This is a genomic window from Aquimarina megaterium XH134 (assembly GCF_000520975.1).
GTDB classification, from domain to species: domain Bacteria; phylum Bacteroidota; class Bacteroidia; order Flavobacteriales; family Flavobacteriaceae; genus Aquimarina; species Aquimarina megaterium.
Map to the genome: position 1 here is coordinate 122,331 of NZ_JACB01000036.1, position 13,248 is coordinate 135,578.

General features: G+C 35.2%; 11 protein-coding genes. 1 reads left to right on the plus strand and 10 read right to left on the minus strand.

The annotated features are described in order from the left end of the window. Positions 1-326 precede the first annotated feature (326 nt). The 10 genes from Z053_RS0119405 to Z053_RS0119450 form a co-directional block, all read right to left on the minus strand. Positions 327-764, minus strand: coding sequence for a hypothetical protein (locus Z053_RS0119405; RefSeq protein ID WP_025666639.1), 438 nt, complete (start codon positions 762-764; stop codon positions 327-329). A 135-nt stretch (positions 765-899) separates the two neighbouring features. Then, positions 900-1,628, minus strand: coding sequence for a hypothetical protein (locus Z053_RS0119410; RefSeq protein WP_025666640.1), 729 nt, complete (start codon positions 1,626-1,628; stop codon positions 900-902). A gap of 113 nt (positions 1,629-1,741) precedes the next feature. Beyond that, positions 1,742-2,812, minus strand: coding sequence for a DUF6620 family protein (locus Z053_RS0119415; RefSeq protein WP_025666641.1), 1,071 nt, complete (start codon positions 2,810-2,812; stop codon positions 1,742-1,744). A 31-nt stretch (positions 2,813-2,843) separates the two neighbouring features. Beyond that, on the minus strand, positions 2,844-3,881 hold the full coding sequence (locus Z053_RS0119420) for an SPFH domain-containing protein (RefSeq protein WP_025666642.1): 1,038 nt from the start codon (positions 3,879-3,881) through the stop codon (positions 2,844-2,846). A gap of 20 nt (positions 3,882-3,901) precedes the next feature. Beyond that, positions 3,902-4,666: a hypothetical protein gene (locus Z053_RS0119425; RefSeq protein ID WP_025666643.1), complete on the minus strand. Its 765-nt coding sequence runs from the start codon at positions 4,664-4,666 to the stop codon at positions 3,902-3,904. Positions 4,667-4,688: 22 nt separating this feature from the next. Next, complete coding sequence (locus tag Z053_RS0119430; protein ID WP_025666644.1) at positions 4,689-4,892, minus strand: hypothetical protein; 204 nt, start codon at positions 4,890-4,892, stop codon at positions 4,689-4,691. Between the two features lie 110 nt (positions 4,893-5,002). Beyond that, positions 5,003-5,686, minus strand: a complete 684-nt coding sequence (locus Z053_RS0119435) for a Lipl32 family lipoprotein (RefSeq protein WP_025666645.1) — start codon at positions 5,684-5,686, stop codon at positions 5,003-5,005. Positions 5,687-5,731: 45 nt separating this feature from the next. Next, positions 5,732-6,346: an SIMPL domain-containing protein gene (locus Z053_RS0119440; RefSeq protein ID WP_025666646.1), complete on the minus strand. Its 615-nt coding sequence runs from the start codon at positions 6,344-6,346 to the stop codon at positions 5,732-5,734. A gap of 30 nt (positions 6,347-6,376) precedes the next feature. Beyond that, positions 6,377-6,721 (minus strand): zinc-ribbon domain-containing protein, encoded by a 345-nt coding sequence (locus tag Z053_RS0119445; protein ID WP_025666647.1) that lies wholly within the window; start codon positions 6,719-6,721, stop codon positions 6,377-6,379. An 81-nt stretch (positions 6,722-6,802) separates the two neighbouring features. Then, the gene (locus Z053_RS0119450) at positions 6,803-7,222 is read right to left on the minus strand and encodes a hypothetical protein (protein ID WP_025666648.1); all 420 of its coding nucleotides are present in this window, start codon (positions 7,220-7,222) and stop codon (positions 6,803-6,805) included. A gap of 330 nt (positions 7,223-7,552) precedes the next feature. Between Z053_RS0119450 and Z053_RS0119460 the strand changes: the two genes are divergently transcribed. Further along, positions 7,553-13,248 (plus strand): Calx-beta domain-containing protein (locus Z053_RS0119460; RefSeq protein WP_160170125.1); only part of this gene is annotated, 5,696 nt, incomplete at its 3' end.

Consider the following 13,248-nt stretch of genomic DNA (forward strand, 5'->3'; position numbering starts at 1 on the left):
TGATAATTTATAATCTAGTTGCAAAATATGAGAATTTATTATTAGGATTAAATATCTTATTTACATTTAATTATATTACTATCGATAAGTATAAAATTGTTCTCAATTTTAACAAGATAGTTTGATTTTGTTGGCTCTATAAGAGGGTTTACTTGTTCTCTATTTCTATCTGTTTTTCTTTGTCTATTGTTGCAATTCGTATGATTGTTAATCCTTTCATTCTCTTTTTTCAAAAGGCCCTTTTACAAAAACCACAAACCAAGCATACTTTTTTGCAATACCAGAAGAAATATAGAAACCTGAATTCAATTATTTCTATACTCTTACTATATAAAGAATAAGAAAGAGGCCACAATCTGCCAGCAACCAATAATGATTCCTAAAACTCCTAACTTACCTTGTTTTGATGCTGACTTTTCTCTTAATTGATTTGCTTTTTCCTTTGTAGCTCTATTTTTGGATAAGAAAAACTTATTAATTGAACGGAAAACCAACATGAAACCTAATAGGGCTTCCATAATATTCCCAACTAATATAGTGATCCACCAGATAGGAAATGTTGTAATCCATTCTAGATTTAAAGTTGCCGAAATGACTCCCCATACACCCCAGAAACAGAATATGATTCCGATTATAAGTCGGATCAAGCTTGGCAACGGTTCGATTTTTTCTAAAAATTCTTTTGCCTTTGGTGTTTTTGATAGCAATAATGATGGCGCTATTACTATAATGCTTAATAAAATCAATGTGATTCCTCCAGCCATAGTTTTTAGTTTTAAGGTGTGAATACTTATTTTTTTAATCCCTGTTTTGAAGCCTAAAACTCACAGTATAAAGATGAGAGGTATAGGTTTTGAGGTTATATTTTTTTAAACTATCTTTTATAAATTATCGTGATATTACATCATTTTTTCAAATTCAGGAAGTTTGGTGTCAATTTCGATTTGTCTTTCTCTGCATTCTTCAGATTTATTACTTTCGGGATGATTAGCAAGAAAACCGTTAAGTGCCATTTGCATATCTTTAAGATATCTTATTTTTAGTGAAATTTTTTCAGTTTCCTGATATTTTTGCCACGCTTCTTCAACATATTTATATTCTAATTCCTGCCGTTCTAATTGTTTAATTTCTTTCCATTTTGGTAATAAATCTATTAATTCCTGAGAATTAGGAAAAGCTTTAATCGTATCTTCTAGATCAGGAACAGCAGCATATGCAGGTCTTAGGGTAGTGTCAGAAAAGAAAGTGATGGCTTCTTTTTCACTGTCTCCAAGGAAAACGGCTAAGATTTCATTCCACCCTGTCGAAATAAACAAGAAACTACCATCAGGTATTGTTGAATCGGTAGTCAGTTTATACATATTTTCTTTTTCTAAAGGCTCTATGCCAAAATTTATATCTTCATTAAACCCTCCTAATGCTAGTTTTCTAGCTTGAGCCACAAGAGATCCACTTTCAAAATTTTGAAGATATACAATAATCTCTATTTGATCATTTTCTCTTAGTACCGACGGAACCTTGTTAAGATGTCTAAACTCTGGAAAACTGGTATTGTTAATGGTTGCAAATGATAGATATCTATCTTTACTTTTAATATGTATTCCGAATTGTTTGATGTTATTTTCCATGATTCTTTTTTTATTTTTTTAAACAAGATGACCTGATTTCACCAAATTTGCAATGTAGTGTAATTGGGTTGCAGATGAATCCCAGGCCATCTATACATAAAATGTTATTGGATTTAAAAATCGATGTCGTCTCCTGCCTTTGCCGAAGCAAATTCTGCATTATATTTTTCCATTAATTCTCCCATTTTTAATGCCATACGAGTATCTGTAGCCATTTTTGGAGTCCAATGCATACCTACAGAACTCCAGTCGGTAACTGTAAGTCCGTATTCTTGTAAGATTGAAGCAGCATCTTTTCCTTGAGCCGCTCCCATATTTTGATGACACATAACTTTAACATAAAGCTCGAAATCTTCATAGATATCATTTTTACCTGCAGAAGAGCCAGCTTCAGATTCTTGATTGCTTTCTGCATTGGCAAATTTGCCAATGTTCGAATTCATAAAAGCATCACCATATACCTTAGAAATTGCAAAAGTTGTGTCCTGAGACATTCTTGCTGTCCATTCTGCAGATACTTCATCCCAGATTGGTTTTTCTGTTCCTACAACTTTAAGTACTTCTTCTAGATCCATGCCTCCGGCTATTTTTGCATTAGCAGCCGCCCAGGTTTCCATATCAATTCCATTTATAGGATCTAATAATCCACCAGCTTCTGCTGCTTCTATATGGGCATCCATCTGGGCATCTAGTTTAGCTTTTTGCTCTTTTAGAAAATTATCGGCATCGTCGTATGCTTTTTCTTCAGCAGAGTTTAGTAAAGCTATCCCCCATAAAAAATGATTTTCATCAGAGAATCCATATTCATGAATCTGATCATTAAATTCTGAAAGGTTACTATCTTTTAGGTTTTTAATATCATTAAGGATATCGGTAGCATCCTCGTGAGAAAGTTCACGAACCTGCTCTGGCATTTCGAGTTTATTTACATATCCATATCTTCTGATACCAGATTTAAATTGGTTATTTAGATCTACCCAATGTGGTTCATTTAAGTTAGGTTTAAATGGCCACACATCATAATCGTCACCTTCTTCAAGATCCTGAAAAGAAAGATCTGCACATGGCCATGTCGTGTAGTCATAGCTGTGCCAATCCATGCGATCAAGAATCGCTAGGTAGTCTCTGTATTCGTCTTTTTGTTTTCCTGAAACGTCTTGATATAATTCATTAACTGTACTCATACGGTATAATTTTAAAGATTGATTTTTATTTTTAGAATTGAGATAATATTTCCTGTTTCTTTTGTTTGTATTCCTGTTCGTCGATTAAGCCAGCATCAAACATTTTCTTTAGTTTTTCTAATTTCTGTACCGGATCATCGTTTTGAGGTTGTGATTGAGGTTGGGGAGGAGTATTTTGTTGAGGTGTAGACTGCTGTCCCTGATTATTCATCATATTTCCCAGCATTTGACCCATTCCCAGACCAGCCCCCATTTGCATACCGATATTACCACCGCCTTCATTTTTTGCCATATTTTTTAAGGCCTCGAGTTGTTGGTAATCCTGGTAGCTTACTCCAAGTTCTTTCATTGCCTGTGCTTCGACACTCATATCCGCGATTCGACCAATTCTTGCTTTGGTTTCTTCATCAAAACTGGTTCCTTCTATCCTAAAATCAAGAAGTTCAAAACCTAACTCATCAAAGATTTGTGCACTCGAACTCTGAGAGAATGCTGCAATCTCATTACGGTGTTTATCAATTTCTACATAACTAAATGAAGCGTTAGCAAGGAAATCACTGATAGGTTGGGTAATTCTGGATAGAATAACTTTTTGTATCGCTTTTACGGGATAGTAGTCGTCACCCGCAATAACATTGGTAAAAAAATCAACTGGTTTAGTGATTTTGAAAGAAAAATTACCAAATGCACCTAATCCAACAGGAAAATTATAAACAGGGTCTTTATAGGTGATAGGAGAGGGGGTTCCCCAACGTATATTTTGCATTTCTGCTTTTCTATAGAAGAAAATACCTACTTTATGAGCAGACTCAAAGGTATACATGATATTCTTAATGGTCGTCCAAAAAGGAATATTCCCTGTTTTAAGATCGTAAAGCCCTTCTTCTTCAAAAACGCCTTCTACTTTGCCCTCGTATACAAAAAGACATCCTTGTCCGGGCCCTACGATCAATTTTGAAGCATTTTTAATCTCGTCCCCGTTTTCTGTCCATTTTTCAAAAAGAGTTTCGGGTTTTGGGTTTTGCCATTCGATTACCGAACGAAGTTGACTTCTAAATGAATTTGACATATTTTTTTCTTTTAGGATTACTAATAGTTAGTTAAGAATGCAGTTTTAGCCTTAAGATCTTTTTCATACCGGTCTTTATAATCGGGTATAATTTCGATTCTCTTCTTTAAGTAGGTTTCTACATATTTTTGATATAGAGGTGTTAATTCCTCTTTGGTATATGTTTCAGAATCTTGTATGTAATTTTGAAACTTAAGTTCTTCATATTGCAGATAGTGCTGTAATGCAGCTTCTTCTCCAAGAGCATGGATAGCGAAATGCTCGATATTTCTGGCTTTAGTTCCTGGTTCGAATGTATTTACTGTTTGGCAATATTCGCAAGTACTGTAATAGGATCTGAAAAAATTATCTTTTACCGGTAGTTTAGCTTGACATTGGGTACAACAAAAATCTTTGGACAAAGTGTCTTTTACTTCTTGTAATAATTTTTTTGCAGCATCTGCAAAAATTTTCACTTCGTATGATTTTAGTTTTTGTTCGAGTTTAAATTTGGTTAGGTACCCTTTATCTCTTTCTCGTATAAATTTTTTGGAACCAAATTCTGCTCCTGCATCTTCAAAGGTTTCTTCGACTTTATCTTCCCATGTGCTATCAATTTTCCAGATAAGTTCATTAGCTTGAGAATAAATTCCTTGCCAGGCATTATGAAATGTAGTAGTTTCAAAATCAGTTGCTTTAAATAATAGAGGTAATGCAGCTTCTGTTTTTTCTAATATCTCCTCGAATCGATCTTCGATTTTCTTAAGGAATCCATCCCATCTATTTTGTGTTTCATTAAATGACATACTTTTAAAGGATTATTATTTTTTAATAGAATTGGTCTCCACAGAAATCACAGTATTTAAGATCTGTGTCTTCGGGTCTAGCTGCGCCACAGCTTTTACATCGCTTGGTTTCGAGGCCGGCATTTGTTTCTTCATATTTTTTTGTAGAAGAAAGTGCATTTGCCAGGATATCATCAAGAAGATTTTTTTCTTCTTCTTTAGAATTTTGTTTATCGTTTTCTTGCATCTTAAAAATGGTGGTTTAGAGAGAAGACATTTAGAAAAGAGGTTATTCCCATATTTTTTGGAGGAAAAAACATAGGAATAACCGTAGGTGCTACTATTCCAATTTATGTTTTATAGCCCTTTTTTTAAGTCTTCGATAGTTTTAGCCATTACTACTCCTGGTAATTTGATAGGAGCGGCTACCTCTGCCAGGAAAGTACCTTTTACTTCACCAGTTTTGTATGTCGTAAAACCGATACGATACAATCCAACAGTTAGTGCTTTAAGAGGATCACTTGCTTCACTTTTATATCTTAATAGAGAGTTATAACCACTTCCACTTGGCTGCTTAGGCATTTCACTGCTATCATCATTACGATCTAGAGTAACCCAGTTAGCACTTTTTACAGCACCTTCACTAATATTATCTTTACTGGTTATATCAGAACGTTCTAGGGTAATATAGGTATCAAAATAATCTGTTGATTTTGCGTTTTCTGTGTATGCTGCAGATTTTGTTGCTTTTTTGATTTTGGTTTTCCCTACAGGAGACATCATTCTTACTCCGATTTCTGGAGCAACAGCAGGAATCCATACATAAATGTAATAGAATTTCTTACCGTCTTTTACTTCATCTTCATTACCAGGTGAAGCATACCCCATATAAGACACAACATCTGTATAAGGCACTTTTATGGTTTTGGGACCTATCTTTTTTTCGATAGAACTACCAAACTTTTTTAATTTTTGAGCTTGGACATTTAGATTGCTTCCAAAAGCAAGAATAACAACTAAGATTAAAATTTTTGATTTCATTTTTTTGATTTTATGTGTTAATTAATTTATTGATATACACTTTTATTATTCTAGTGTAAAAGTTACAGTTACAAGATGTTTTTGAATTTCTTCTGGTTTATACATATTTATGTATTGTGTTCTCGAATCAGAATTTTCGACTTTTACAATACGTCCCAATTTTTTGTTGAGGTGATCGGCAGTTTTTTTTGCTTTCACTTTTGCATCTTCAATAGCGGCAAGTGTTAAAGCAGACCATTCTGTATTGTTTTTTTCTTTGGCGACTGCTTCAACCTGTACGATTGTTAAGCCATTCATCTTCTGTTTGATGATTTTGATCATCTCTTCTTCAGAAGTTGTTGCATAATTATAATATGAAACATCATGTGCTTCAGAATAAGATGTATACAACTGAAGGAGAACATTCTTTTGAAACTTACTAAAGTCAACTCCTATGGTTTTGAGCTTGTCTTTATAGTTTTGAGTAATTTGAGACAAACTTGCGAGCTCAAAATTTAGATTTCCGTTTGCAACAATTTGTCTTAATGAAATTGTTAGGGAATAGCTATCGATTTCTATTTGCTTTTTCGCCTCTCCTACAATAGTTAAGGTTGTATTATTTTCTTGCGAAATAACCGATGTAACCGTTAGGAGGAGTACTATAAAAACGAGTTTTTTCATTTTAAAAAATTATATGATTCTACGTGGTTTTTATTTTGTCAAATATGGCAGTACAGTAAGTAATGCAATAAGCATAACCAGAATTGTAAGTCCTGTAAAGTGATACCATGGAGTTTTTATGTGATTGTTTTTAAAATCGTTAAAACTCTGTGTCAATTGCTGATTCTGAAATTCTCTTTCTTCAAAAGCTCCTTTACAATGACCGCAAACCGAGTATACTTTTTTTCCGATAGGAAAGAACGGTATCCAAAACACATGAAAATATTTTCTATATCCTTGTATCCACATATTGTTTTCTGTATTACAATATGGGCAACTTCCTCCTTCTAATTTTTTGGGATGAATAGTTGAAGAACCTGTTCCAAATATGATCATGATGTTTCGGATTTTTTCTGCTAAATGGCAGTTGTTACTGTTGTAAGTACTATAAAAACAAGTTTTATAGAGGTGTTAATATTAGTAAGGCAAAAATGATAATACGATCATAGCAGCACCTACAATTAAACCAAGGATTCCTAGCTTGCCTTGTTTTGGTGCTAATTTTGCTCTTAGTTGATTGGCTTTCTCTTTGGCCGCTTCATTTTTAGATAGTACAAGTTTATTAATCATACCAAAACCTAACATGAATCCTAGTACTGCCGAAACAATATTTCCTGCCAAAAAAGTTACCCATCGAACTGGGAATGATGCAAGCCAGCCTATACCAAGGATTGAAGAAATGATTCCCCATACTCCCCAGAAACAAAATACAAGTCCGATCCAACCTTGATACGGTTCGATTTTTTCTAAAAGTTCTTTTGCGTTTGGTTTTTTAGATAACAATAGTGATGGTACTGCTATAATACTTAATAGAATTAATGTGATTCCCCAAGTCATAATTTTTAGTTTTAAAGGGTTAGTATTTATTTTTTTGTGATTTTATATATGACTTCTTATATCTGTTTTTTTGATACATGTTTTGAAGACCAAAAATCACAGTACAAAGATGAGTGATACAATTGCTGAGAAACACACCTTTTCTGGTGAAAATAATTACCCTGAAAACAGGGGGGTATTTGTATGTGGTAAAACCCTTTTTATGGTGGGTTTTAAAACTAAGGAGAAATATAGTTTTGTGGTAAACAATTTTTTTCAAAAATGAGAAATAGTAGGATTCAGTTTACAAGAAAATTAGAGTTTAGTATAAAGGTGTTTACCTTGTGTTTAATGATATTGGGAAATGCCTTTATGTCCTATAGCCAAGGATGTCCAGAAGTACCAATATCTATTTTAGATGGTACTAATGGTTTTTTTACAGAAGGAATAGACTCACAGAGTTTTTTTGGAAATTCTGTCAAAGATGCAGGAGATATTAATGGAGACGGAGTATCTGATATTATTATAGGAGCACCTTATGATGGTTCTGGTACTCAAAAAGGTAATGCTTATGTTATTTTTGGTGGTTCTGGAGTGTCTTCAACACCATTTGATATTTCTATGTTAGACGGGAATAATGGTTTTGTTATAGAAGGAATAGATATAGATAATCGGTTAGGTTTTTCCGTGAGTGCAGCAGGAGATTTTAATGGGGATACTTTTGATGATATTATAGTTGGTGTTCCTAGTTCTTCAGTTGGTGGGGGAAAAGTAATAGTACTTTTTGGTAAAGATGAAGGTATTGGTTTTTCTGCTTTATACACTGTCTCTGGTATTGATCCTACTGATGGTGTTATTATTGAAGAAAGTATGGGGACAAATTTTGGATACTCTGTAAGTTATGCAGGAGATCTTAATGATGATGGGGTGTCAGATATAATTGTAAGCTCTCCTGGGTATGACACTCCAGGGTTTAGAAATAATGGTAGAACCTATGTGATTTTTGGAGATTCTTCTATATCCGATATGAATGTATCTTCACTTGATGGAGATACTGGTTTTGTGATAAATGGTTTTTTACAAGCTGAAGCAGGGTTACAAGCTAGCGTAAGTAATGTTGGAGATATCAATAATGATACATTCGATGATATTATTATGGGGTTTCCAAATTACGAAATAGGAGGTAATGATGTTGGTCGAGTTTGCGTAATTTATGGAAGAGAAGAGTTAAATAATTTTCCAGCAGTGATTGATCTGGAGAGCTTAAGTACTGCTGATGGTTTTTCTATTGTTGGAGAAGGAACAGGAGGGGCTTTAGGTTTTTCTGTAGGGCCGGCAGGAGATTTTAACGAAAATAATGGACCAGACGATTTCATAATAGGTGACCCTAGAAAAGATGTAGGTGATGCAACAGATATTGGAGAAGCTTATGTTATTTATGGTAGTAGTTCTTTTCCTTCTTTATTTAGAATTTCAGATTTAAACAATACTAATAGTTTGACCTTAAGAGGAGATGATCCCAGAGATAATCTTGGATTTTCAGTAGATGGCGCATCAGATATTAATGATGATGGAGTTTCAGATATCATTGTTTCTGCCACTAGTGGAGGAGCGGGGTCCCAAGGGGGAGCTTTTATAGTATTTGGAGGAACAACTACAGGTTCTGATGCTATAGAAGCTTTTGATATTATAGGAAGCATAGGATATTCTGTATTTGAAGATACTAGATTTGGGAGATATCGTTTTGGCCATTCGGTTAGTATGATAGAGGATTTTAATGGTGATATGACTCCCGATTTTGTAATTGGAGCAATAAAGAGTTCCAGTTTTGGAACAAATAGTGGTAGAGCTTATGTTTTCTATGGAGAAACTTTTGATCTTGTTGATGCAGAGTTACCAACAATTAATTGTCCATCTAATCAAGAATTGTATGCGAATTCTGTTTTACCTAATTATGTTTCTTTTCTCGGAGATACAAGAGATAATTGCACATATGAACGAGATCTTGTTTTTACTCAAACCCCACCTCAGGGAACTATTATAAATACAGATACAAATGTTACCGTTTCTGTAACCGATAGATCAGGAAATACCAATTCTTGTAGTTTTAGAGTGACAATAAAAACAGAAACGTCAACCATAGAGTGTAATACATCTTCTTTTCCTGTAAGCCATCTCAATGGAGATAATGGCATATTGCTCTATGGTGAAAAAGCAATGGGACGTAGTGGTGGTGGAGAAAAACTTGATGTAGATACTGCAGGAGATGTTAATGGAGATGGGATACAAGATTTTATAATAGGTACAACAGGAATTGTGGTTCCATTTGTTGGTGCGTATGGGAATGAACGAATTATTGATGATGGTTCTGCATATGTTGTTTTTGGTACAGATAGAGGCTTTCCTCCTAATATAGATTTAGCACTTTTAGATGGTTCTAATGGATTTATTATTCGAAATGATACTCCGTTTACAGGAGGTCATCCAACCACAGGGGCATCAGTTAGTAGTGCGGGAGATATTAATGGTGATGGAGTTGATGATGTAATGGTGAGTGATCCATACAGGAATACTACTTTGGGTTTTGAGCTAGGATATACACATGTTATATTCGGAAGCAGAGATGGTTTTTCTAGAGAGTTTAATATTTCTTTTTTAGATGGATCTAATGGATTCACAATCATAGGCGTGGGAAGGAGTGAAAATGCAGGGGTTGTTGTTGATAATATTGGCGATGTTAATGACGATGATATAGATGATATTGCGATCATTTCTGCTGGTTCTTCTTTTCTCCCGATTGCTAATAGTTTTGTTGTCTATGGAGCAAGAAGATCTAGGTTTCCTGTTACAATAAGAGTAAATGAATTAGATGGGAGTAATGGATTTACTATTAGAGATTCTGGAGGAACATGGGGAAGAATTGATCTTTCTGGGGTTGGAGATGTTAATGGAGATGGTATTAATGATATTGCTGTAGGTGGTATTGCAAATAGAAATTATGTAATCTATGGTAGTAAAAGAAGTGATCCTTTTCCTGCAATATTTGATGTTACAACTATTGATGGAATCAATGGATTTACAGTAGAATATCCAGGTGGAACTTTGTCTTCGCATGTCGCAAAAGCAGGGAGTATTAATGATGACAGATTTCAAGATGTAGTATTTGGAAATGAATTTGTGGTTTTTGGAGGGGAAACACTACCCCCAATAGTTGACCTTAGTACTCTTGACGGAACTGATGGGTTTTCTTTTGATAGTAGCGTTAGAAGTGTAAATACAGAATACGCAGGAGATTTTAATAATGATGGGATAGATGATCTTATCTTAAACCCTAGGAATTCGGCATATGTACTTTATGGAAAAAACAATTGGGAGTCTACAATAACACTAACTTCTCCTTCGGTTTCAGTGTTACCTATAAGGTTAGACCTCGGAAGTGGAAGAAATATTTCAGTAAGTCATGCAGGAGATGTAAATGGGGACATGATCGATGATATCATTATAGGTAAGTACAATATTATGAATAATTTTGATATAGATGCTCCAGCTCCAACCATATTTGTTATTTTTGGTCAAGACATTCCGGATATTAATGCACCACAGATTACAACTTGCCCAAGTGATCAAACACTAAGTTCGGGATCTCCGTTACCTGATTATACGGGTGATGTTGATGCTACTGATGATTGCGATACCAATCTAGAGATTACTCAAGACCCTGTTGTGGGAACCCCATTTACGGCGGATACAACAGTTACTATAACGGTAACTGATAATAGCGGAAAAGAAACCCAATGTAGTTTTGAAGTAAGAACTCCTACTCTTACTCCTACAGTAAATCTTTCCGTTTCAGCAAATACAGGTACAGAAGCTGCAGGAACAGTAATAACGGTCACCGCTACTTCTTCGATAGCCGTTGTAGGTGATCAAACTATTGATATCGGTGCCGCAGGAACAGGGATTACACCTTCAGATTTTATCTTAAGTAATAGTACGATTACTATTCCTGATGGGATGACCACAGGTACAGTGACTTTTACTATTGTTGATGATACTGTTGTAGAAGTCACAGAAACGGCAACATTAGCGATTAGCAATCCATCTGCAGGTATTACCCTGGGAATAACTACAACGCAAGATGTTGTTATTACCGATAATGATACGGCACCTATTCCTACGGTAAATCTTTCTGTTTCAGCAAATACAGGTACAGAAGCTGCAGGGACAGTAATAACAGTTACAGCTACTTCTTCGATAGCTGTTGTAGGCGATCAAACTATTGATATTGCTGCCGCAGGAGCAGAAATTACATCCTCAGATTTTACCTTAAGTAATAGTACGATTACTATTCCTGATGGGATGACCATGGGTACAGTGATTTTTACTATTGTTGATGATACTGTTATAGAAGGCATAGAAACAGCAACATTAACGATTAGCAACCCATCTACAGGTATTACCTTAGGAAGGACTACAACGCAAGATATTGTTATTACAGATAATGATTCAGAATCTATCCCTACAGTAAATCTTTCAGTTTCAGCAAATACAGGTACAGAAGCTGCAGGGACAGTAATAACGGTCATCGCTACTTCTTCGATAACTGTTGTAGGCGCTCAAACTATTGATATCGCTGCTGCAGGAACAGGAATTACACCTTCAGATTTTACCTTAAGTAATAGTACGATTACTATTCCTGATGGGATGACCACAGGTACAGTGACTTTTACTATTGTTGATGATACTGCTGTAGAAGTCACAGAAACGGCAACATTAGCGATTAGCAATCCATCTGCAGGTATTACCCTGGGAATAACTACAACGCAAGATGTTGTTATTACCGATAATGATACGGCACCTATTCCTACGGTAAATCTTTCTGTTTCAGCAAATACAGGTACAGAAGCTGCAGGGACAGTAATAACAGTTACAGCTACTTCTTCGATAGCTGTTGTAGGCGATCAAACTATTGATATTGCTGCCGCAGGAGCAGAAATTACATCCTCAGATTTTACCTTAAGTAATAGTACGATTACTATTCCTGATGGGATGACCATGGGTACAGTGATTTTTACTATTGTTGATGATACTGTTATAGAAGGCATAGAAACAGCAACATTAACGATTAGCAACCCATCTACAGGTATTACCTTAGGAAGGACTACAACGCAAGATATTGTTATTACAGATAATGATTCAGAATCTATCCCTACAGTAAATCTTTCAGTTTCAGCAAATACAGGTACAGAAGCTGCAGGGACAGTAATAACGGTCATCGCTACTTCTTCGATAACTGTTGTAGGTGATCAAACTATTGATATTGATGCCGCAGGAGTAGGAATTACACCTTCAGATTTTACCTTAAGTAATAGTACGATTACTATTCCTGATGGGATGACAACAGGTACAGTGACTTTTACTATTGTTGATGATACTGTTGTAGAAGTCACAGAAACGGCAACATTAGCGATTAGTAATCCATCTGCAGGTATTACCCTGGGAATAACTACAACGCAAGATGTTGTTATTACCGATAATGATACGGCACCTATTCCTACGGTAAATCTTTCTGTTTCAGCAAATACAGGTACAGAAGCTGCAGGGACAGTAATAACAGTTACAGCTACTTCTTCGATAGCTGTTGTAGGCGATCAAACTATTGATATTGCTGCCGCAGGAGCAGAAATTACATCCTCAGATTTTACCTTAAGTAATAGTACGATTACTATTCCTGATGGGATGACCATGGGTACAGTGATTTTTACTATTGTTGATGATACTGTTATAGAAGGCATAGAAACAGCAACATTAACGATTAGCAACCCATCTACAGGTATTACCTTAGGAAGGACTACAACGCAAGATATTGTTATTACAGATAATGATTCAGAATCTATCCCTACGGTAAATCTTTCAGTTTCAGCAAATACAGGTACAGAAGCAGCAGGGACAGTAATAACGGTCATCGCTACTTCTTCGATAACTGTTGTAGGCGCTCAAACTATTGATATCGCTGCTGCAGGAACAGGAATTACACCTTCAGATTT

Coding starts and splice junctions, on each gene's coding strand:
- Z053_RS0119405 (WP_025666639.1), bottom strand. CDS start 764: ATGGCTGGAGGAATCACATTGATTTTATTAAGCATTATAGTAATAGCG.
- Z053_RS0119410 (WP_025666640.1), bottom strand. CDS start 1,628: ATGGAAAATAACATCAAACAATTCGGAATACATATTAAAAGTAAAGAT.
- Z053_RS0119415 (WP_025666641.1), bottom strand. CDS start 2,812: ATGAGTACAGTTAATGAATTATATCAAGACGTTTCAGGAAAACAAAAA.
- Z053_RS0119420 (WP_025666642.1), bottom strand. CDS start 3,881: ATGTCAAATTCATTTAGAAGTCAACTTCGTTCGGTAATCGAATGGCAA.
- Z053_RS0119425 (WP_025666643.1), bottom strand. CDS start 4,666: ATGTCATTTAATGAAACACAAAATAGATGGGATGGATTCCTTAAGAAA.
- Z053_RS0119430 (WP_025666644.1), bottom strand. CDS start 4,892: ATGCAAGAAAACGATAAACAAAATTCTAAAGAAGAAGAAAAAAATCTT.
- Z053_RS0119435 (WP_025666645.1), bottom strand. CDS start 5,686: ATGAAATCAAAAATTTTAATCTTAGTTGTTATTCTTGCTTTTGGAAGC.
- Z053_RS0119440 (WP_025666646.1), bottom strand. CDS start 6,346: ATGAAAAAACTCGTTTTTATAGTACTCCTCCTAACGGTTACATCGGTT.
- Z053_RS0119445 (WP_025666647.1), bottom strand. CDS start 6,721: ATGATCATATTTGGAACAGGTTCTTCAACTATTCATCCCAAAAAATTA.
- Z053_RS0119450 (WP_025666648.1), bottom strand. CDS start 7,222: ATGACTTGGGGAATCACATTAATTCTATTAAGTATTATAGCAGTACCA.